Source organism: Mycobacterium gallinarum, assembly GCF_010726765.1.
GTDB lineage: Bacteria > Actinomycetota > Actinomycetes > Mycobacteriales > Mycobacteriaceae > Mycobacterium > Mycobacterium gallinarum.
This window is the reverse complement of the sequence record NZ_AP022601.1, coordinates 1,980,552-2,001,122: the sequence shown is the minus strand read 5'-3', so window position 1 is coordinate 2,001,122 and position 20,571 is coordinate 1,980,552. Positions and strand designations below refer to the sequence as shown.

Sequence of the window (20,571 nt, the reverse complement as noted above, 5' to 3'; positions counted from 1 at the left end):
TCGATTAACGACTATGCTCGCAGGCGTGAATAGACGCGGAAAGATCGTCTGCACCCTAGGTCCGGCCACCGCTTCCGACGAAGCTGTCAAGGCACTGGTCGAGGCCGGCATGGACGTCGCACGGCTCAACTTCAGCCACGGCGATTACTCCGATCACGAAGCCAACTACAAGCGCGTTCGCGCAGCATCCGATGCCACTGGGCGCGCCGTCGGCATCCTCGCCGACCTGCAGGGTCCGAAGATCCGCCTCGGCAGGTTCGCGGCGGGGCCCACCTACTGGGCCGAGGGTGAGACCGTGCGGATCACGGTCGACGACTGCGAAGGCACCCACGACCGGGTGTCGACGACCTACAAGCGGCTCGCGGAGGACGCCACCGAGGGCGACCGGGTGCTCGTCGACGACGGAAACGTCGGGCTGGTCGTCGACCAGATCGACGGTAACGACGTGGTGTGCATCGTCACCGAGGGCGGCGCGGTTAGCAACAACAAGGGGATGTCGCTCCCCGGCATGAACGTGTCGGCCCCCGCACTGTCGGAGAAGGACATCGAGGACCTGGAGTTCGCGCTTCAGATCGGCGTCGACCTGGTCGCGCTGTCGTTCGTCCGTTCACCCGCCGATATCGAACTCGTGCACGAGATCATGGATCGCGTCGGCCGGCGGGTGCCCGTCATCGCCAAGCTCGAGAAGCCCGAGGCCATCGACAACCTCGAAGCCATCGTGCTGGCTTTTGACGCGATCATGGTGGCCCGCGGCGACCTGGGTGTCGAACTACCTCTGGAAGAGGTCCCGCTGGTGCAGAAGCGGGCCATCCAAATGGCAAGGGAGAACGCCAAACCCGTCATCGTCGCGACTCAGATGCTCGAGTCGATGATCGAGAATTCCCGGCCGACCCGCGCCGAGGCGTCGGACGTCGCGAACGCGGTGCTCGACGGCGCGGACGCCGTGATGCTGTCGGGCGAAACCTCGGTGGGCAAGTACCCGCTGGAGGTCGTCAAGACGATGGCCCGCATCGTCAAGGCGGTCGAGGAGAACTCGGTCGTCGTCCCGCCGCTCACCCACGTGCCCCGCACCAAACGTGGCGTCATCTCCTATGCGGCGCGCGATATCGGCGAGCGTCTGGACGCCAAGGCGCTGGTCGCCTACACGCAGTCCGGTGACACGGTCCGCCGGCTCGCACGGTTGCACACCCCACTGCCGCTGCTGGCGTTCACGTCGCTGCCCGAGGTCCGCAGCCAGCTCGCGCTGAGCTGGGGCACCGAGACGTTCATCGTTCCGCACATCCAAACCACCGACGGCATGATCAAGCAGGTCGACAAGTCGCTACTCGAACTCGGCCGTTACAAGCGGGGCGACCTGGTGGTCATCATCGCCGGCGCTCCACCGGGCACAGTAGGCTCCACGAATCTGATCCACGTGCACCGGATCGGGGAGGACGACGTCTAGTCGCACGGAAAGGGGGCCCAGTGTCAACGGCAGATTTGGATGAGCTGCTGGCGATACTGGACCTCCGTCAGACCGGCGACGACACCTACGTCGGTTCGCACCCGAGCAAGAATCCGGTGCGCACATTCGGCGGCCAGATGATGGCGCAGTCGCTGATCGCGGCGACCCGCAGCCTCGAACATGACTTGCCGCCGAGCGCGCTGTCCGTGCATTTCATCGCCGGCGGCGATCCGGAGAAGGACCTCGAATTCCACATCGCGCGACTGCGCGACGAGCGCCGCTTCGCCAATCGCAGGGTCGACGTGATGCAGGACGGCGTGCTGTTGACCAGCGCGATGGTGTCGTATCTGGCCGGTGGCCGCAGCCTGGAACACGGGATCGAGCCGCCTGAGCTGCCGGATCCGTTGACCGTGCCACCGGTCGACGATCTGCTGCGCGGATACGAAGATGTTGTTCCGCATTTCGTGAACGCGCTGCGGCCGATCGACTGGCGCTACACCAACGATCCGACCTGGGTGATGCGCTCCAAGGGGGAGAAGCTCACCTACAACAGGGTCTGGATGAAGGCCCAGGGCCACATGCCCGACGACCCCGCACTGCACGCCGCAGCGCTGGCGTACGCGTCGGACACCACGGTGCTGGACTCGATCATCACCACCCACGGGCTGTCCTGGGGGTTCGACCGGATCTTCGCGGTCACCACCAACCACTCGGTGTGGTTTCACCGCCCGGTGCGGTTCGACGAATGGGTGCTGTATTCGACGTCGTCGCCCGTGGCCGCCGATTCACGGGGCCTCGGCACGGGGCACTTCTTCGACCGGTCGGGTCAGTTGCTGGCGACCGTGGTGCAGGAGGGCATCGTCAAGCACTTCCCGCGCTAGGGCGTCGGGGTGACCGTGATCGAGAACTGGTCCTCGAGGTTCTGGGTGAACTGGTCCGAGCACTCCTGCTGGGCGGCCGGATCCGAGCCGGCTCGGTTCAGGCAGTCGACGAGGTCGGTCCCGCCGACTTCGCCGAATCCCCATATGAACAGCCCGATTACGACGATGGCTTCGATGATGCTGAGGAACCCCAGCACGATTCCGGCGACAGCGACGCCTCCGTTGGTCGCCTCCCCGCGCTTGGCCTTGCCCCACCCGAGGAACCCGAGAATCACTGCGACGACGCCGAGTACGACGCCACCGACGACCGTCAGCAGCGCGATGATCGCAGTCACCAATGCCGCGATTCCCAAACCGTTTTGGGGTGCGGACGGTGGCGGTGCGTACCCGCCGTACGGCGCCTGCTGCGGCGGATAGCTTCCGGGATACCCACCGTAGGACGGTGGTGGGGGTCCGGCCGGCGGGGGCGGGGGTGCCGACGGGGACGCAGGCGGCGGCGGGGGTGGCGTTTCGGGCTTGTCCGGCTCGCTCATGGTGTCTGAGGTTACTCGCAGGCTCCGAGATTGAGGACGGGACTTGCAAAGTCGGCCGGCAGGTGATGGGTGGCGACGACGACGGTGCGTTCGGCGGGGAACAGCGCGCCGGGGGTCAGCATTTCGATGAGAAGTCGCTCGCCATCGGCGGCGTCGAGGTGTTCGGTGGGTTCGTCGAGCAACAGGGTCGGCATCTTCGACACCAGCGCGCGGGCCAGCAGCAGTCTCCTGCGCTGCCCCGCCGAAACGGCCGCAGCCCCGCCGACGAGGACGGTGGACAGGCCGTCGGGCAGCGCGTCGAGCCAATCGGCGAGCCCCACCCGATGCAGGGCTTCACGGAGCTCGTCGTCGGTCGCATCGCCACGCGCGACAAGGAGGTTGTCGCGAACGGTCGTGGCGAACAGATGTGCATCCTCGGCAAAGAAGGCGGTCTGCGACGGGGTCTCCTCGGGCAGCAGACCCGCGAGGTTCATCAGCAGCGTCGTCTTCCCAGAGCCGCTGGCGCCGGTGACTGCCAGTCTGGCACCGGGTTCGAGGTCGATCTCGGGGACCGTCGGACGGCGCGCGTCGTCGCGGTCCGGGTTGACCAGCACGTGCAGGCGGCGTGCGGCGAGGCGTGAACGCGCCAGCTGGACGCCGGCGGCGGGCAGCGCTGTCGTCGCTTCAAAAGCGGAGAGCGGCAACAGCATCAGTATCGCGACCGTGGTCGGCGCGACGGTCGGCGCCAAGGCGATTCCGCAGACGACGGCACCCAGCACGCTGGCGCCGATGGCCGCGATAGGAGCCGCGGACGCCAATGCGGCGGGTGCCGCGGCCCGGTCGATGGCGCGGCCCCAGTCGCGTTGCTGCCGGTCGGCATCGGCCAGCAGCTCGTCGAGCCGACCGCTCACCCGCAGCTCGGGCGCGTGTTCGAGTGCGATCATGGCTGCCGTATCGCGCTGTGAACGATGTTGTACAGCAAGCTGTTCAGCGGCCGCCGCGGCCCGGGCGGTCAACACGGGTGCGACGACGCCCGCAATCAGCAAGCACAACATCAGGACGATGGCGGCCGGGGGAGAGATGACGGCGATGACGACGGTGGCGGCGGTCCCGAGGATGGCCGCGACCGATATCGGGACCGCCGCGCGCACGAGCACATCGGAGAGCTCGTCGACCGATGCGCCGATGTCGCTGACCAGTTCACCGGTATGCCGCCGCAGCACCGCGTCGGCGGGTCCTGCGGCGAGCTGTGCGTACAGTCGCTCCCGGACGTCGGCGGCGGCGCGCAGGGCGGTGTCGTGCGACGCCAGCCGTTCGCAGTAGCCCAGCACCCCGCGCGAGATACCCAGTGCGCGGACCGCCACGGCCGCCACCGTCAGGTGCAGCACCGGCGGCATCTGCCAGGCCCTGGTGATCAGCCATGCCGCCACGCCCGCCAGTGCGAGCGCACTGCCGAGGGACAGCACCCCGAACAGGATGGCGAGCAGCAGCCGGGGAACCCGCGGGCGCAGCAACTCAAACATCGACGAGGCTCCCGATCTGCAGGACGCGCTCGCCGATGGCGAGCACCGGTGCGCGGTGGCCGACCACGATCACTGTCGCACCGGCGGCGGCGCGTGTGGTGATGGCGTCGAGCACGCGGTGTTCGGCTTCGGCGTCGAGGTGAGCGGTCGGTTCGTCGAGAAGCAGGACGGGAGCGGCCGATCCGAGCACCCGGGCCAGTCCGAGTCGTTGGCGTTGACCGAGCGAGAGGCCGACGCCGCCGCTGCCCAGCATGGTGTTCAGGCCGTCGGGCAAGTCGGCCAGCACCTCATCGAAACAGGCCATCCGGCAGGCCTTCTCGATATCGTCGAGCGGTCCGAAGAGCTCGAGATTCTGCCGCACGGTACCGGGAATGATCGCGGGACGATGCGCAAGCCACCCGACTTGTGCCCACCAGGCGGGCAGGTCCAGATCGGCCACGTCGATGGCGTCGACGTGAATCCGGCCGGCCTCCGGCTCGGTAAGACCCAGAATGGCGTGCAGCAGCGTGGTCTTGCCCGCTCCGTTGGGCCCGGCGATGACGGTCACCCGGCCGGGCTCGACGGTGGCGTCGAGCGCCGTGATGGCGATGGTGGACCCCCGTGTGGCAGATCCGGCCGTCACATGGCCGGTCCCGCCCGCCGACGACGGCAGCGCATCGACGAGACGGAACGCATTGTCGGCGGCCGTCTTTCCGTCCTGTGCGGCGTGATAGGCCGCGCCGACGCGGCGCAGTGGCCAGAACACCTCGGGCGCCAGCAGCAGCGCCGTGAGACCCGCAGTCAAGGTCACATCGCCGTAGACCAGTCGCAGCCCCACGCTCACCGCGACGAGCGCGACACCGAGTGTGGCCAGCAATTCGAGCACCAGCGAAGACAGAAAGGCGATGCGCAACGTCGCCATCGTCGAACGACGATGGGCGGCGCCCAATTCGGCGATCCGCGTCGCTGAGCCTCCCACGCGTCGCAGGGCCCGCAGCGTCGGCAGGCCCGCCACCAGATCCAGCAGACGCGATTGCAGCGTGGCCATCGCGCGTAACGCCGCAGCAGAGCGCTCGGAGGTGGTGAGGCCGATCAGGACCATGAAGATCGGAATGAGTGGCAGTGCGATCGAGACGATCAATGCGGATCGCCAGTCGTACCAGGCGATCACGGCGACGGTGGTCGGTGTCAGAAGCACGGCGGCGAGCAGCGCGGGTAGATATGCGGTGAAGTACATCCGCAGGCCGTCGAGGCCCCGGGTGACGAGGATGGCGGCGTCGTCACGGTGCCGCGTGAACTGGCGTGGCGGCAATGCCGTCGTCGCCGCCAGCACCGACCGGCTGATGTCGGCAATCACCTCGCTCGCCCCGCGCTGCGCGAGCCGGCCCTGCTGCCAGGTGACCACTGTCCGGAATGTCCACAGCAGCACAAGAATCGACAGTGGCCCTGCCAGCCGGCTGAGGCTGCGCGCATCCGGATCGGTGATCACGCGGGCCGCGATGTCGGCCAGCACGACCGCGGAGGCGATCGTGGCGCCGGCGATCAGTACGCCGCAGGCGGTCGACGACACGAGAAATCGGCGCATCGCTGTCGATGCACGCCACAGGCGCGGGTCGACAGGCCCGTTCACGTGCGTTGCCGTGACAATCCGACTGAGGCCGGGATGGCATCGGCGGTGATCCTGCGGCGGAACACCCAGTACGTCCACCCCTGGTATCCGACCACCAGTGGCAGCAGCGTCAAGGACGCCCACGACATGATCGCCAGCGTGTACGGCGTCGATGAACCGTTGTAGATCGTCACGTTCCAGTCCGGATTCAGCGTGGACGGCAACAGATTCGGATACATGGTGCCGAACAGCAGCACCACGACCGAGGCGACCACGACCATCGTCGAGGCGAACGCCCAGCCCTCCCGGCGGCGGGTCAGCATCAGTGCCACCGCCGTCAGCAGCGCGATCACGGCGATCCCCAGCGGCAACCATGTCCAAGTCTTGCCGTGCGCCAGTTGCGTCCAGAGTCCGAACCCGCCTGCGAACACGATGGCCGGCAGCGACAACACACGGGCGAAGCGGAATGCGTCGTCGCGCACCGCACCTGCGGTCTTCAATGCCACGAACACCGCACCGTAGAACGCGAACAGCGAGGCCGTCGCCAGCCCGCCGAGAACCGTGTAGCCGCTGAGGACATCGCCGATCGACAGGTGAGCCTGGCCGTCGGCGTCGATGGGTAGGCCCCGCACCAGGATCGCGAACGCGACGCCCCACAGGATGGCGGGCAACCAGGATCCGGCCGCGATACCGGCGTCGGCCCATGTGCGCCAACGCGGATCGTTGATCTTGCCGCGCCATTCGATGCCGACGACGCGCACGATCATCCCGACCAGGATGGCCAGCAGGGGCAGATACAGCGCCGAGAACATCGTGGCGTACCAGTTCGGGAACGCGGCGAACATCGCTGCGCCGGCGGTGATCAACCAGACCTCATTGGCGTCCCACACCGGACCGATGGTGTTCAGCGCGGCGCGCCTGCGCTGCTCGGGATCCGCGCCGCTGCTCTTGCCCGCCCGCCCGAACGGGGCCATCAGCATGCCGACCCCGAAGTCGAAGCCCTCGAGCAGAACGAAGCCGCCGAACAGGACGGCGATGATGAAGAACCACATCTCTTGTAGGCCCATCACACACTCCTAGTACGCGAAGGACAGGGGAGCGACGTCCTCGTCGTCAGGCGCGGGCGGCGGTACGGGCTCCGAGTCGTGCTCCAGCGGACCCTCGATCACATACCGGCGTAGCAACCAGAACCAGATCACGCCGAGTGCGCCGTACAGCAGCGTGAAAACGGTCAGTGAGAGCACCACCATGCCCGTCGCATGGCTGGATACGCCCTCCTGCACGGTCATTCGAACCAGTTGATCCCCGGTGGGGTTGGGCACCACCACCCAGGGTTGCCTGCCCATCTCGGTGAAGATCCAGCCCGCCGAGTTGGCCAGGAACGGTGTCGGCAGAGTGATCAACGCGAACCGGCTGAACCACCGTTGGTCGGGTATTCGGCCGCGACGTGTCAGCCATAGCGCGGCGAGCGCGAACACGACGGGCACGAGCAGGAGTCCGATCATGGCCCGGAACGCCCAGTAGGTCACGAACAGGTTGGGTCGGTAGTCGCCTGGGCCGAACTTCTGCTGGTATTCCTGCTGCAGATCGTTGACGCCTTCAAGGGTGACACCGCTGAACCTCGACTCCGCAAGGAAGGGCAGCACGTAGGGCACCTCGATGAGGTGGGTGACGCTGTCGCAGTTGTTGTGGGTGCCGACGGTCAGGATCGAGAAGTCGGGATCGGTTTCGGTGTGGCACAACGACTCTGCCGACGCCATCTTCATGGGTTGTTGGACGAACATCAGCTTGCCCTGGAAGTCTCCGGTGAAGAACAAGCCGCCCGCCGCCACCAGCGCGACGAGGCTGGCTGCGATGGTCGCGGGCCGGTACATGGTGCGTGCCTCTACGGTTTCGTCCGCACGCTTGACCGACCGCACCATCAGCCAGGCACTCACCGCGGCGACGAAAACGGCTGCGGTGAGGAACGCTCCGGCCACGGCGTGCAGGAAGGCCCAGATCGCCGTGTTGTTGGTCAGCAGCGCGCCGAAGTCGACCAGTTCGGCGCGTCCGGTCTCCGGATTGTATTTGGCGCCAACGGGATGCTGCATGAACGAGTTCGCCGCGATGATGAAGTAGGCCGAGGCGTTGACCGCGAATGCGACGATCCAGATGCATGCCAGGTGGACGAGACGCGGTAGGCGGGTCCAGCCGAAGATCCACAGGCCGATGAACGTCGATTCGAAGAAGAACGCGATCAGTCCCTCGAACGCCAGGGGCGCGCCGAAGATATCGCCGACGAAGCGCGAGTATTCACTCCAGTTCATTCCGAACTGGAATTCCTGCACGATGCCGGTTGCGACGCCGAGCGCGAAATTGATCAGGAACAGCTTGCCGAAGAACCGGGTCAGCCGGTACCACGCGGGATTGCCGGTGACGACCCACGCCGTCTGCATGGCGGCGATGAGCGGAGCCAGCCCGATGGTGAGGGGGACGAGTATGAAGTGGTAGACGGTGGTCGTTCCGAACTGCCACCGCGACACATCGAGTGCGTCCATGCGAACCTCTCCCGTGGCTGTTCCGTCAGCCTACGACAGAGCGTAGTAGAAATCAGTGTGCGTTAGCTCACCGGCGCTTCTGTCGAAGGTGCAGGCGCGGCGCCGCCGAGGCCCTTGGAGGCTTTCCGAATGGCGAATGCCGTGCCGATCTCGGCTGCGCCGAGGAAAATCAGGATGATGCCGGTGACCTGGGTGACGGCGACCAGCCCCTCCATGGGCCACGCGAACATGATGATGCCCGCGATCAGACCCAGCACGCCGATGAAGATTTCCCAAATGCGTCCCGGCAGGGTGGGGTCCGAGACCGCCGACATCAGCGTCGCGACGCCGCGGAAGATGAAGCCGATGCCGATCCAGATTGCCAGCAGCTCGATCGAGTTCGAGAAGTTGATGAAACAGAGGACGGCCAGCACCAGTGCCGCCGCGCCGCCGATGAACAACAGGACTCTGCCGCCGAGGGACGACTTCAGACTGAACGCCATGACGACTTGCGAGATGCCGGTGACGAGAAGATAAGCGCCGAAGAAAATGGCGGTGACGAAGATCGCTGCCGCGGGCCGCCACAGGATCAGGACCCCGAGAATCAGCACCAGGATTCCGGTGGCCAGTGCCGACTTCCAAAGGTGCGGCAGCATGCTTGGTCGAGCAGGACTTTCCATGCGCGAAGTTTCGCATAAAGGCAATACCGAGGCCTGGATATTCCCCGTTCCGTATGCAAATCGTGTCATTGGAGCACTACGGAATTCGTCGGCCGTTCGTGTTCCCCTGCCGCCTGCGTACGTCTCTATTACTGTTCCCCTACCGGCGCTTCTCGCTGGATCAACGAGGCAGAAAGTAGAGAAAACCGTGCTACGTGAGTGTCAAGACCGCCGAGGGAAACTTCTGCGTATCGCGGGTGTGTTTGCTGCGACTGGCGCACTGCTCCTCTCGGGGTGCGCGAGCGGTACCAACACCAGCGAAAGTGAGACCGGCAGCCCGACGGCCGCCGCCGATAAGGTCGAGGAGATCGCGAACACCGTTCCAGAGGCGATCAAAGAGTCCGGCAAGCTGATCGTCGGCGTCAACATTCCTTACGCGCCGAACGAATTCAAGGATCCCAGCGGCAAGATCGTCGGCTTCGACGTCGATCTGATGAATGCGATAGCCGGAACTCTGGGGCTGGAAGCCGAGTACCGCGAATCGGACTTTGCCAAGATCATTCCATCGATTCAGGGCGGCACATACAACGTCGGGATGTCGTCATTCACCGACACCAAAGAGCGCGAGGAATCGGTCGACTTCGTCACGTATTTCAGTGCGGGCATTCTCTGGGCGCAACGGCCCGGCTCGCCGATCGATCCGAACAACGCGTGCGGCAAGAAGGTTGCGGTGCAGGCCACCACGACCGAGGAGACCGAGGAGCTGCCGGCCAAGAGCAAGGCATGCGTCGACGCGGGCAAGCCGCCGATCGAGATCGTGTCGTTCGACGGGCAGGATGCCGCAACCAACGCCGTGGTGCTCGGTCAGGTGGACGCCATGTCGGCCGACTCGCCCGTGACGTCGTACGCGATCAAGCAGAGCAACGGCAAACTGGAGGCCGCAGGCGAGATCTTCGACTCCGCGCCCTACGGGTGGCCGGTTCAGAAGGGTTCGCCGCTGGCGCAGTCCCTGCAGAAGGCGCTCGAGCATCTGATCGAGTCGGGTAAGTACGAGGAGATCGCCAAGAACTGGGGCGTCGAGAACGGGATGATCGACAAGCCAGTTATCAACGGCGCCATCAACTAGAGGTCCCAAATGACTGATGTCGACACGTCGCCACCCAGTGCTCCGGCCGCAATCGATGCTATTCCTCTGCGTCATCCGTGGCGGTGGGTGGCGGCGGTCGTCATCATCATTCTCGTCGCGCTGTTTCTCTATGGCGCGGCCACGAATCCGGCATACCGCTGGAGTGTCTACATGCAGTACCTGTTCAACGAGCGGGTGTTGTCCGTCGGTGTACTCAACACGCTGCAATTGACCCTCTACTCGATGGTGCTGGCGATCGTGCTGGGCGTCGTGCTGGCGGTGATGCGACTTTCTGCGAACCCCATCTTCCAGGCGGTGTCGTGGGTGTACCTGTGGATTTTCCGCGGCACGCCGATCTACGTTCAGCTCGTCTTCTGGGGCCTGATCCCGACGATCTACCAGAACATCCGGCTCGGGGTGCCCTTCGGGCCGGCGTTCTTCGAGCTCAATCTGCAGGTGCTGTCGATCCCGTTCCTGCTGGCGATCCTCGGTCTGGCACTCAACGAGGCGGCCTACATGGCCGAGATCATCCGCGCCGGAATCAGTTCCGTGCCAGAGGGACAGATGGAAGCGTCGACCGCGTTGGGCATGTCGTGGGGGATGGCGATGTGGCGCACGGTGTTGCCGCAAGCGATGCGCGTGATCATTCCGCCGACCGGCAACGAGGTGATCAGCATGCTCAAGACGACGTCGCTGGTGACCGCCGTGCCGTTCACGCTCGACCTGTACGGCATCACGTCCCGTGAAATCGCCGCGCGGACCTTCGAGCCCGTGCCGCTGCTGCTCGTCGCGGCGACCTGGTATCTGGTGATCACGAGCATCCTGATGGTCGGGCAGTACTACCTGGAGAGACACTTCGCCCGCGGCGCGTCCCGCAAGTTGACGACCAAACAGCTCGAGGCGCTTGCCAAAGCACAGGGACTGGCGGGAGAGGCGCATCCATGACCCCGATGGTCAAGGCCGAATCGGTCTGCAAAAGCTTTGGCGCGCTGGAAGTTCTGAAGGGCATCACGCTCGAGATCGGCAAGGGCGAGGTGCTGGTCATGGTCGGCCCGTCCGGCTCCGGCAAGTCGACGTTCCTTCGGTGCATCAACCATCTCGAGCAGGTCAATGCCGGCCGGCTCTATGTCGACGGTGAGTTGATCGGCTACCGCGACAAAGGCTCGAAGCTGTACGAGATGTCGCCCCGTGACGCCGCAAAGCAGCGCCGCGAAATCGGAATGGTGTTCCAGCACTTCAACCTGTTCCCGCATCGCACCGCGCTGGAGAACGTCATCGAGGCACCCATCCACGTCAAGCGCCTCAAGAAGGCCGAGGCGCTGGCGCGGGGCAAGGATCTGCTCAGACAGGTTGGGCTGTCGGAGAAAGCCGACGCCTATCCGGCTCAACTCTCCGGAGGACAGCAGCAGCGGGTCGCGATTGCCCGTGCCCTGGCGATGAGCCCCAAGCTGATGTTGTTCGACGAGCCCACCTCGGCACTGGACCCCGAGCTGGTCGGTGAGGTTCTCGAGGTAATGAAAAAGCTTGCCGCCGAGGGGATGACGATGGTGGTGGTGACCCATGAGATGGGCTTCGCCCGCGAGGTCGCCAATCATCTGGTGTTCATGGACGGCGGTGTGGTGGTCGAAAGCGGGCCGCCTCGTGAGGTGCTGAGCAATCCCCAACACGAACGGACGAAGGCGTTCCTGTCAAAGGTGCTGTAATGCCGGCGGCGAGCCAACCGGATCCGGCCACGCCGCTATGGCGGGCAGCCCAGGTTTTCCGTCTGCTCAGTTGTATTTACGCACTGGGCTTTCAAATCGCGGTCAACGGCGAACTGGACCGTCCGGCGATCGGCTGGACGCTGTTCGCGGTGCTGCTCGCATGGAGTGCGATGTGCGCGTTTGCATATCTGCGTGGCTTCGGCAGGCGCGCGTCCTGGGTGGTGGCCGAGATCGTCGTCGTCGTCGCGCTGATACTGTCCACCGAGTTCGTCGCCTCCGAGCAGTGGGCGTTCGCCAACCAGTCGTGGCCGACCACGCTGTGGGCGACCAATGCCACGATCTCTGCGGCCATCCTGTCCGGACCGATCGCCGGAATGCTGGCCGGGGTCGCGGTGATGATCGCCAGCACCATCGTTAAGGGCTTCATCAATTACGACCTGGGTCGCAACGCGACAATCGTGATCGAGCTCGCGGTCGGACTCGCGGTCGGCATGGCGGCACAGACGGCACGGCGTGCGCACGCCGAACTCGAACAGGCCGCGCGGCTGGCCGCCTCGCACCAAGAACGGGAGAGGTTGTCGCGCCAGGTGCACGACGGCGCCATACAGGTGCTGGCGCTGGTATCCCGTCGCGGCCGCGAAATCGGCGGAGCCACAGCCGAATTAGCTGAGCTGGCGGGCGAGCAGGAGCGCGCCCTGCGCCGACTCGTCAGCTCGGCCGACACCGAGACGCCGGCCGGGGAGATGGCCGACGTCGGCGCACTGTTGCGTAAACGGGCCTCGGACGTGGTGTCGGTGAGTGTGCCCGCCGAACCAGTGCTGCTGGATACGGCCACGGCGGGCGAGCTGTACGGCGCCGCCGCGAACGCGTTGGACAACGTGACTGCACACGCCGGCCCAGACGCCCGCGCCTACGTCCTGCTCGAGGACCTCGGCGACTCGGTGACGGTCAGCATCCGCGACGACGGCGTCGGAATTGCGAAGGGCAGGCTGGAGCAAGCGGTCGGGGAGGGCCGCGTCGGGGTGGCCAAATCGATTGTCGGACGGATGAATTGGTTGGGTGGAAGCGCGAAGCTCACCACCTCGCCGGGATGTGGGACGGAATGGGAGCTGACAGTACCCCGACGGTGATGGTGGTCGACGACCATCCGATCTGGCGGGACGCGGTGGCCCGCGATCTCGCCGAGGACGGATTCACCGTCGTCGCCACCGCGGACGGTGTGGCGGCGGCGCGTCGCCGGGCCGCCGTCGTGCTCCCGGATGTCGTCGTGATGGACATGCGACTATCCGACGGCGACGGCGCGCAGGCGACCGCGGAGGTGCTTGCGGTCTCGCCGTCTTCGCGAATCCTGGTGCTCTCGGCGTCCGACGAGCGGGAAGACGTGCTGGAAGCGGTAAAGGCCGGTGCGACAGGCTATCTCGTGAAGAGTGCCTCGAAGCAGGAACTCGGTGATGCGGTGCGCGCCACCGCGCAGGGCCGGGCCGTCTTCACTCCGGGACTGGCGGGTTTGGTCCTCGGCGAGTACCGGCGAATCGCGGCGAGCCCAGAAGCAGGGCCAGCCACCCCGAGCCTCACCGAACGGGAGACCGAGATCTTGCGGCACGTCGCGAAGGGACTGACCGCGAAGCAGATCGCCACCCGACTCTCGTTGAGCCACCGGACTGTCGAGAACCACGTCCAGGCCACGTTCCGCAAGCTCCAGGTCGCGAATCGGGTCGAATTGGCCCGGTACGCGATCGAACACGGCCTGGACGAGTAGTCCTACTCATCCGAAAGCGGTGATCCGGCTGCCACGATGTCAGCCATGACCGAACAACGCGCTCTCATCGCCCGGGTCTCCGCCGATTTCTCGGCGATATCGCAGTACATGGCGAGGGTATCGGCAGACCTCAGCGCACTGGACCGCCTGCTGTCCGAACAGCCGCCCTATCCGGTGCCGTACGCGCCGCAGTACCAGTACCAGTACCCGCCCCAAGTCCAGCCGCCTGCTACGCCACCGGCGTACCCGGCGTACCCGGCGTACCCGGCGCCACCGGTGGCGCAGAAGGCGCCGCGCGACCAGGGGTGGATAGGCAAGCTGCTCGCCGTCGCGGGTGTTGCCGTCACGCTGATCGGCGTCGTGCTGCTGGTCGTGCTCGCCGCACAGGCAGGCATTTTGCGTCCCGAGATCCGGGTCGCCGGCGGTGCGTTGCTGGCGGGCGCGCTGGTCGGGGTGGGCGTCTGGCTGTACCGGCGGCCCGGTGGCCGGGTCGGGGCCATCGCCCTGGCCGCGACCGGTGTCGCCGCGGCCTACATCGACGTCATCGCGGTGACGACGATCTACGGCTGGGTGTCGGCGCCCGTCGGTCTCGTCACCGCCGCGATCATCGGCGGCGGCGGGCTGACCTTGGCCCGGCGGTGGGACTCACAGCAGCTCGGTGTGCTGGTATTGGTCCCGCTGACCGTGCTGGCTCCCGTGGTGACAGACGGAGTCACGCTGCTGCTCGTGGGCTTCATGCTTGCCCTCGCCGCCGCGTCGCTACCGGTGCAGCTGGGCAAGGATTGGATCTGGCTGCACTGTGCGCGGATCGCCGCCAGTACGTTTCCGCTGCTCCTCGCCCTGCTGGGGCTGTACTTCGACGATCGGAGCGACCTGTGGCTGGTGGGGGCGTGCACCATCGCAGCGGGGCTGGCGGTGGTCGCCGCGCTGATCCTGTTGCCCCGGACCACCAATCGTGTGTTGATGGCGTTGGTGACCGGCGCCGGTGTGCTGCCCGCGCTGTGTGTGGCGCTGGTTGCCGACCGGGTGGTCGCCGCTCTGATGGCGGCCGTCGTGGCGGCGACGTTTCTGGCGATCGTGCTCATCGGCAACCGCGTGGCCGGCGTCGACGGCGCGGTGCGGCCGATCTGGGCGGCGCTGTCGGCGATCTCGGCGACGATCGCGGTGCTGGTCGCGTTCGACGGTTACGTCACAGGTCCGGTCCTGTTGGCCATGGCGATCGTGGTGGCCGTCGCCGCGCGTCGTGAGGCGACTGCACGGTGGGTCGCGCTTGGCCTGGCCGGAGTGGGCGCCGCGTTCTATCTCAGCTATGCACCGCCGAGCTCGCTGATCTACGCCACCGAAACCGATACCGCGACAGCGGTGTCCACGCTGATCGCCAGCCTGCTGTTGATCGCTTTCGCCGTGGTGATCGTGTGGACGCTCGACGGTCCCGATTCGGCTATGTGGGCGGGGGCGGCAGTGGTCGCCGCGTATGCGATGACCACCTTCACCGTCACCGCGGGTGTGCTGATCGGCGGCGAAGAGCGCGGTTTCTTCGCTGGGCACATGGCCGCGACGATCTGCTGGATCGTGATGGCGGCCGCCCTGCTCATTTACGCCGCACGGTTGCCGCGAGCCACTCGATCGTTGCCGATCGGCGGGGGATTGGCGTTGGTCGGGGCGGCGATGGCCAAGCTCTTCCTGTTCGACCTCGGCACCCTGGACGGCATCTTCCGGGTTGCGGTGTTCATCGTCGTTGGCCTGATACTGCTGGGAATGGGCGCCGGCTACGCTCGCCTGCTCGACAAGCAGGACCAGCAACAGGACAACACGTTGTGAGCGTAGTCACAGCGTAATTTGGAGTCATTCCAGATTGGCGGACGTTGAAGAGAACATGGGCACACAACGACGCACTGACACAGACGTACACGGATTCCAGGCATCGGCGGAGCTGAGCAAGAACCTCCAGCGGGTCCTGGTCGACCTGATCGAGCTGCACCTGCAGGGCAAGCAGGCACATTGGAACGTCGTCGGTACCAACTTTCGCGACCTCCACCTGCAGCTCGACGAGGTCGTTGACTTCGCGCGCGAAGCCAGCGACACCGTCGCTGAGCGGATGCGGGCGCTATGGGCGGTGCCGGACGGACGGTCGGATACCGTCACCGCAAGCACCACGCTGCCGCAGTTCCCGTCGTACGAACACAGCACCGACGAGGTCGTCGACCTGATCACCGATCGCATCTACGCGGCAGTCGACACCCTGCGCAGTGTGCATGACGCGGTGGATGCCGAAGATCCCAGCACCGCCGATATCCTGCACCAGCTCATCGATGGTTTGGAGAAGCTGGCATGGCTCATCAAGTCGGAGAACCGGAAGGTCTAGGACCCACGCGCGCCCCGCGCTCAGCCTAAGAACGCCCCGCGGCCGCACCCTGTTCTACCGCGCCTCGGACGGCATCGTCGTCGCGACGCGCGACCAGGTACCAGGTGTGCATGACGCCCTTGCCCTTGACGTCAACGCCACCGCGCTCTTCGAGTACGAATGCGTGGTTCAGGCGTTCGTACACGTCCTGCGGCACCTGGATCCGGCCCTCGACATCCGTGGTTTCCATGCGCGACGCGACGTTCACGGCGTCACCCCAGACGTCATAGAAGAACTTGCGCGCGCCGACGACACCCGCCACCACCGGCCCGGCCCCCAGGCCGATTCGTAGCGGCACCGCGTGTCCGTTCGGGTCTTTGAGATCGGCGACGGCCTCGGCCATGTCCAATGCCAGGCATGCCAATGCCTCCATGTGGTCGGGCCGCGGCTCGGGCACTCCGCTGACCACCATGTACGAGTCGCCGCTGGTCTTGACCTTCTCCAGACCGTGCTTGTCGACCAGGAGGTCGAGGTCGGTGTAGAGCCGGTCCAGAAACCGCACGAGGTCGCTCGGCGTGGTGTCGCTTGCACGTTTGGTGTAGTCGGCGATGTCGGCGAACAGGATCGAGGCGTCGTCGTACTTGTCGGCGATGATGTTTCGCGACGGATCCTTGAGCCGCTCGGCGATGGACGCCGGCAAGATGTTGGTCAGCAGTTGCTCGGATCGCTCGTACTCCGCCTCCATGGCCACTCGGGTGCGGCGGATCTCGCGCAGTGCGAACCAGATGGTCGCGATGACGAGGATCCACGCCGTGATCACCGTCAGCGTGAACGAGACCTTGAACGCCCACGGAGGTTGGGTGCCGGTGTCGTTGGGCACGAAGAATTCGAGCAGGACCACCGTCGCGGCGCCGATAGCGGCCAGTATGGAGGCCAGGACAATATGGTCGGGCCCGAGAATCACCAGCACGATGGCCGCGGCCACGACGAAATAGAACTGCAGCCCCGAACCCGTGCCCAGATAGACGCACAGCACCGTGATCGTGAGGTACGAGATCACGAAAAACACGACGGGAGCTACGAGTTCGCCCATGCCACACATGCGCGGGATCATCACGAAGACGGCCGCGCTGCCCAGGTTGATGGCGGTGACCCACCAGTCCTGACCGATGAAGAGCCCCTGGATGCCGAAGAACGCGGAGATCGCCGCACTGATCATCGCGGTCACGTCAAGCACGCGCCGGTGCCGGGCTGCGCGCTCGGAGAGGAGGCGGGTGCGCCCGGGTCCGCGGCGCTCCACGGCCACGTCGGGCACGCACACTGGCCGGCCTCTCATCGCCACCACCCGAGCCTAGCTTCGAAGTGGCAGCTACCTGCGGTTTTCGCGTGTGCGAGAGAGAGGTTTCGGCGAGTTCGTTTTGTGGACTCTTGTTTTTGCTTCTCGGATGCGTCACGCCATTGCCATCGAGTCATTTCGTTTGCCTGAGCACAGACTTGTTGCCGGAAGTGTCCCGCGGGCGCGTCACAGGACTGGGCTGCGAGGTGTCCACGAGATCCGTTGCCGACTCCGCGGCTCGGCACTGCTTGGGTCTCGAACTCGAGCCGTTTACTGCGACCGGAATGCACACCTATAAGCCGACTTATCGGAACTCTGCGTGCCGGAAAGGCGGTTAGGCTTCATTTAGTTGGTCGCCTATGTTGCCAACACCTATCAAGATCGTGGTTTGCGAACCCCGGTATTGAAAGCTGCGCTTTGGAGGGTTTCGAAATATGTTGTGGGACAGGCTATTTCGATCAAGTGGCATTGTAATGCCAGGTTGGAGACCAACCATTTAAATGGCCAAATTATTTGCTAAATCTGCATCGGATTGCATAGTTGAGAAGTGGCGCAACTGGACAGAAGGTCCGCCTGTCGGCGTGTATCCACTACGGCTCAATAGAATTTCAACTCATCTGTCAATATTCCCCACGGGATTCGAAGCGATGCGATAAATTCATCCGCACGTCCCGTGAAGTGCTCGATGTGGGACAGGACGAGGAGTGGTCATGAGGCCCGTCGGGGACCGCAGGCTGGTGCGATGTGACGCCGCCCCGGAGGTTGCCGTGGACTCTATGGCCTTCCGGAATTGGCACGTCAACAATTTGCTCCTGCTAAGGAACGTGGACGTCGCCAAAGACTTTCGGGCGCCAGGAATCAGCATGCTGCGCGTGATGGTTCTGCCCAGCTGGGACGGCTTGGCCGACGGCGGTGGCTACGGGGGAAGCCGCAACGTGTCGCTCGTCTCAGATCCCTTCATCGCAGCATAGAACGAGGGGTACCTGCTGCGGATCACGTAAGTGGTCCGCAGCAGGTCTGCGCAAATATGGTGACTGGCCTGCCATCCTGAGCGGTTGGGGTGTGCTGGGTGCCCTCGGTGAGACTCGAACTCACACTGGACGGGTTTTGAAATGGTATATCCAAGTGTTTTGCCTGGTGATGGCGTTTGATCGTTTTTGACTGGTTTTAGCTTGAATGGTGCGCTGAGCTGTACGAATGCGTTGTATGTATTGCCCCATCTGTGCGAGCCTTGATGGTTTACTGCGGGCTGACTGCGGGCTGGCAGCAGTAACTACTTCCATGTCCGGCAAGTCGCATCCGGGTCAGGCAACAGGGTCAGCCACATCCTGCGACTTACCTTCATCGAAGCCCGCAAAGAGGGTCCCCAACCAGCGGAGAAGAGTCACTTCAGGACGGTAGGCGTCTTGTTCGTCATCGTCCTGGCCATCATCGTATGAAGACTGCGGCTGCAGCCAAGGCCAGTCCCGGTGACGAATACAACGACGGCGTGAAGACCATCGTGTGTCAGCTGTTCGACAGCGGCTATTCCGGAGACGAAGTCATCGCCGAGCTTGAGACCAGCTTCGCCAGTTTCGAAGAGGCCGTCTTCGGCGTCGGCGGTGAGCCGGGTGATTACGAAGGATTCGTGAAGCAGCCCATCGTCGAGAAGTGCCCCGAGTACGTCGGCGAGGTCTGAGATCATGACTATTGTGAAGAAGGTCTTTGTGCCTCTGGTAGTACTGGCCGGGATCGGACTGGCCACCGCTGGCATCGCGTCCGCTGACGACCCGATCACTCCTGACGACTGGGAGATGGACGACGGCATCGGAGTCGGCCTCCGGACTCCCGGAACGCCTTGCCTGGCTTCGGAATCCCATCAGTGGGCGGAAAACCCTGTCGGCGACACCGCACTCTGGTGTCCACCTCCGGCATTCGTTTGGGTGCCGGTCGCGCCCTCACCAGGGTGACCGAGCGGCCCCTAGAGGGCCAACGATGGCGTCGTGGGCCAAGTTCGCCCACATCCGTGAGCGTCAGCGCCAGATCGAGGCCGAGGTGCACGGTAGGGCTGAAGTCGCCGTCATCAACCAGTAGGCGCTCCGCGTACACGCCGTCTGCGGAGAAACCGCTCAATTCGCCCGTTGATCGGTCCGCTCGAAGGTGTTGTGATCCAGCCACTCCAACACGTCAGACCAGCGGTAGAGCACCCGACTGCCGTGCTTGATGAACTTCGGGCCAGTGCCCCGATAACGGTCTTGGGCGAGGGCGGCGGGCGTGGTGCGCAGGTATTCAGCGACCTCTGCAGGTATCGCCAGGGCGGGAGGTCGGGCAGGCATGACCGACGATCATAGAAGCGAATGCTGGACTATTCAGTTCCGGTTGAGTCCAAACTTCCGCGACAGCAGCACCTCCTTCCAGTAGCTCTCTCGGGCGAGCACGTGATCGTCGTCGGTGCGCATCGACCAGAACTCCAGGAGCGCGAAGCGGAGATTTGCGCGTGCGTACTCCGGCCCCTTCTGGCCGACGAGTTCAGCCAACGCGATATTTCCGCCGTGAAGAGAATCGACGTACTGGCACAACCGCGCCCAGATGCCGGTGTCCCCGGAGGCTGAGCCGACATAGGACTTGCCAGTTTCCAGGTCGTGGATGACATAGACACCCTTCATGTGCTGCAGTGCGCCGCGCCAGTCGTGCCAGTCCTGCCTGACGGCGACCTCCAGTGTTCCGAGGGTGTGGTTGATGTGGTCATGGCCGGGAAAGGGTTCACCGGCGTATTCCTGTTCGAGGACGGACAAGACTTCCATCTGGTCTAAGTAGTTCTCCATGTTCAGCCGCACCGCTCGCCCCGACGGTTTGAAAGAGATCACGAGCCGCTTGATGTAGGCCCCGAGCAGATCGTCACGTCTCCTGATGTCGTAAGACCCTTCGCCTGGTATCGGGCGGCGACCAACGACTTCGAAGACGCCGCCGAAGAGCCAGTGAGTTGGCGGATGGCGATACCGTGCCAGCGAGAAAATGAACTGGCGATTGAAGTCGTCGCGTGCGGTGCGCCGACGGTTCCACCCCACCCACTCAACCCATGACCGGGCCAGGACGTCGATAGGTTGATCCTTCTGGTCATACACCGCGCAGTGCAGCTTGCAGGCCGTCGGGTCCAGATCACCGATTAGGCTTCTCAACGGGATTCCAGACATGGTCTTT

21 protein-coding genes are annotated in these 20,571 nt (G+C 64.9%); 12 read left to right on the top strand and 9 right to left on the bottom strand.

The window, feature by feature from the left end:
* Positions 1–25: 25 nt before the first annotated feature.
* Positions 26–1,444, top strand: a complete 1,419-nt coding sequence (gene pyk, locus G6N42_RS09935; protein WP_163729195.1) for a pyruvate kinase — start codon at positions 26–28, stop codon at positions 1,442–1,444.
* 20 nt (positions 1,445–1,464) lie between these two features.
* Positions 1,465–2,325, top strand: coding sequence for an acyl-CoA thioesterase (locus G6N42_RS09930; RefSeq protein WP_163729193.1), 861 nt, complete (start codon positions 1,465–1,467; stop codon positions 2,323–2,325).
* Here the strand turns inward: G6N42_RS09930 and G6N42_RS09925 are convergent.
* The 6 genes from G6N42_RS09925 to G6N42_RS09900 all read right to left on the bottom strand — a co-directional run bounded on the left by G6N42_RS09925 (position 2,322) and on the right by G6N42_RS09900 (position 9,144).
* Complete coding sequence (locus tag G6N42_RS09925) at positions 2,322–2,858, bottom strand: DUF4190 domain-containing protein (RefSeq protein WP_163729191.1); 537 nt, start codon at positions 2,856–2,858, stop codon at positions 2,322–2,324. The two genes, G6N42_RS09930 and G6N42_RS09925, sit on opposite strands and share 4 nt — an antisense overlap.
* An 11-nt stretch (positions 2,859–2,869) precedes the next feature.
* Entirely contained in the window at positions 2,870–4,360 is a 1,491-nt protein-coding gene (locus G6N42_RS09920; RefSeq protein ID WP_163729188.1) for an ATP-binding cassette domain-containing protein, read from the bottom strand.
* A complete protein-coding gene (gene cydD / locus G6N42_RS09915; protein ID WP_174262048.1) occupies positions 4,353–5,924 on the bottom strand; it encodes a thiol reductant ABC exporter subunit CydD in 1,572 nt (523 codons plus the stop codon). Before cydD ends, G6N42_RS09920 begins: the two co-directional genes overlap by 8 nt.
* 41 nt (positions 5,925–5,965) lie before the next feature.
* Complete coding sequence (gene cydB / locus G6N42_RS09910) at positions 5,966–7,015, bottom strand: cytochrome d ubiquinol oxidase subunit II (RefSeq protein ID WP_163729182.1); 1,050 nt, start codon at positions 7,013–7,015, stop codon at positions 5,966–5,968.
* Between the two features lie 9 nt (positions 7,016–7,024).
* Positions 7,025–8,485, bottom strand: coding sequence for a cytochrome ubiquinol oxidase subunit I (locus G6N42_RS09905; protein ID WP_163729178.1), 1,461 nt, complete (start codon positions 8,483–8,485; stop codon positions 7,025–7,027).
* A gap of 62 nt (positions 8,486–8,547) precedes the next feature.
* Positions 8,548–9,144: an HdeD family acid-resistance protein gene (locus G6N42_RS09900; protein ID WP_163729175.1), complete on the bottom strand. Its 597-nt coding sequence runs from the start codon at positions 9,142–9,144 to the stop codon at positions 8,548–8,550.
* 187 nt (positions 9,145–9,331) lie between these two features.
* Between G6N42_RS09900 and G6N42_RS09895 the strand changes: the two genes are divergently transcribed.
* The 7 genes from G6N42_RS09895 to G6N42_RS09865 are packed head-to-tail and all read left to right on the top strand — an operon-like array spanning position 9,332 to position 16,076.
* A complete protein-coding gene (locus G6N42_RS09895) occupies positions 9,332–10,249 on the top strand; it encodes an ABC transporter substrate-binding protein (RefSeq protein ID WP_163729171.1) in 918 nt (305 codons plus the stop codon).
* Between the two features lie 9 nt (positions 10,250–10,258).
* Positions 10,259–11,194, top strand: coding sequence for an amino acid ABC transporter permease (locus G6N42_RS09890; RefSeq protein WP_163729168.1), 936 nt, complete (start codon positions 10,259–10,261; stop codon positions 11,192–11,194).
* Positions 11,191–11,952 carry an amino acid ABC transporter ATP-binding protein gene (locus G6N42_RS09885; RefSeq protein ID WP_163729165.1) on the top strand — a complete coding sequence of 254 codons (762 nt, stop codon included), beginning with the start codon at positions 11,191–11,193 and terminating at the stop codon, positions 11,950–11,952. The genes G6N42_RS09890 and G6N42_RS09885 overlap by 4 nt, the downstream gene beginning before the upstream one ends.
* Positions 11,952–13,082 (top strand): MacS family sensor histidine kinase, encoded by a 1,131-nt coding sequence (gene macS, locus G6N42_RS09880; protein WP_163729163.1) that lies wholly within the window; start codon positions 11,952–11,954, stop codon positions 13,080–13,082. Before G6N42_RS09885 ends, macS begins: the two co-directional genes overlap by 1 nt.
* The gene (locus G6N42_RS09875) at positions 13,055–13,711 is read left to right on the top strand and encodes a response regulator (RefSeq protein WP_163729160.1); all 657 of its coding nucleotides are present in this window, start codon (positions 13,055–13,057) and stop codon (positions 13,709–13,711) included. Before macS ends, G6N42_RS09875 begins: the two co-directional genes overlap by 28 nt.
* 45 nt (positions 13,712–13,756) lie before the next feature.
* Positions 13,757–15,532 carry a DUF2339 domain-containing protein gene (locus tag G6N42_RS09870; RefSeq protein WP_163729157.1) on the top strand — a complete coding sequence of 592 codons (1,776 nt, stop codon included), beginning with the start codon at positions 13,757–13,759 and terminating at the stop codon, positions 15,530–15,532.
* 55 nt (positions 15,533–15,587) lie between these two features.
* Positions 15,588–16,076, top strand: a complete 489-nt coding sequence (locus G6N42_RS09865) for a Dps family protein (RefSeq protein WP_163729154.1) — start codon at positions 15,588–15,590, stop codon at positions 16,074–16,076.
* 25 nt (positions 16,077–16,101) lie between these two features.
* On the opposite strand, the gene G6N42_RS09860 is transcribed toward G6N42_RS09865, so the two are convergent.
* Complete coding sequence (locus G6N42_RS09860; RefSeq protein ID WP_163729151.1) at positions 16,102–17,391, bottom strand: adenylate/guanylate cyclase domain-containing protein; 1,290 nt, start codon at positions 17,389–17,391, stop codon at positions 16,102–16,104.
* A 710-nt stretch (positions 17,392–18,101) separates the two neighbouring features.
* Between G6N42_RS09860 and G6N42_RS09855 the strand changes: the two genes are divergently transcribed.
* The 3 genes from G6N42_RS09855 (at position 18,102) to G6N42_RS09845 (ending at position 19,340) form a co-directional block, all read left to right on the top strand.
* A complete protein-coding gene (locus G6N42_RS09855) occupies positions 18,102–18,362 on the top strand; it encodes a hypothetical protein (protein WP_163729148.1) in 261 nt (86 codons plus the stop codon).
* Between the two features lie 464 nt (positions 18,363–18,826).
* Positions 18,827–19,069, top strand: a complete 243-nt coding sequence (locus G6N42_RS09850; protein WP_163729145.1) for a hypothetical protein — start codon at positions 18,827–18,829, stop codon at positions 19,067–19,069.
* A 4-nt stretch (positions 19,070–19,073) separates the two neighbouring features.
* On the top strand, positions 19,074–19,340 hold the full coding sequence (locus G6N42_RS09845; RefSeq protein ID WP_163729142.1) for a hypothetical protein: 267 nt from the start codon (positions 19,074–19,076) through the stop codon (positions 19,338–19,340).
* A gap of 159 nt (positions 19,341–19,499) precedes the next feature.
* On the opposite strand, the gene G6N42_RS09840 is transcribed toward G6N42_RS09845, so the two are convergent.
* On the bottom strand, positions 19,500–19,706 hold the full coding sequence (locus tag G6N42_RS09840) for a helix-turn-helix transcriptional regulator (RefSeq protein ID WP_163729140.1): 207 nt from the start codon (positions 19,704–19,706) through the stop codon (positions 19,500–19,502).
* Between the two features lie 33 nt (positions 19,707–19,739).
* Entirely contained in the window at positions 19,740–20,564 is an 825-nt protein-coding gene (locus tag G6N42_RS09835; RefSeq protein ID WP_163729137.1) for a GIY-YIG nuclease family protein, read from the bottom strand.
* Positions 20,565–20,571 lie beyond the last annotated feature (7 nt).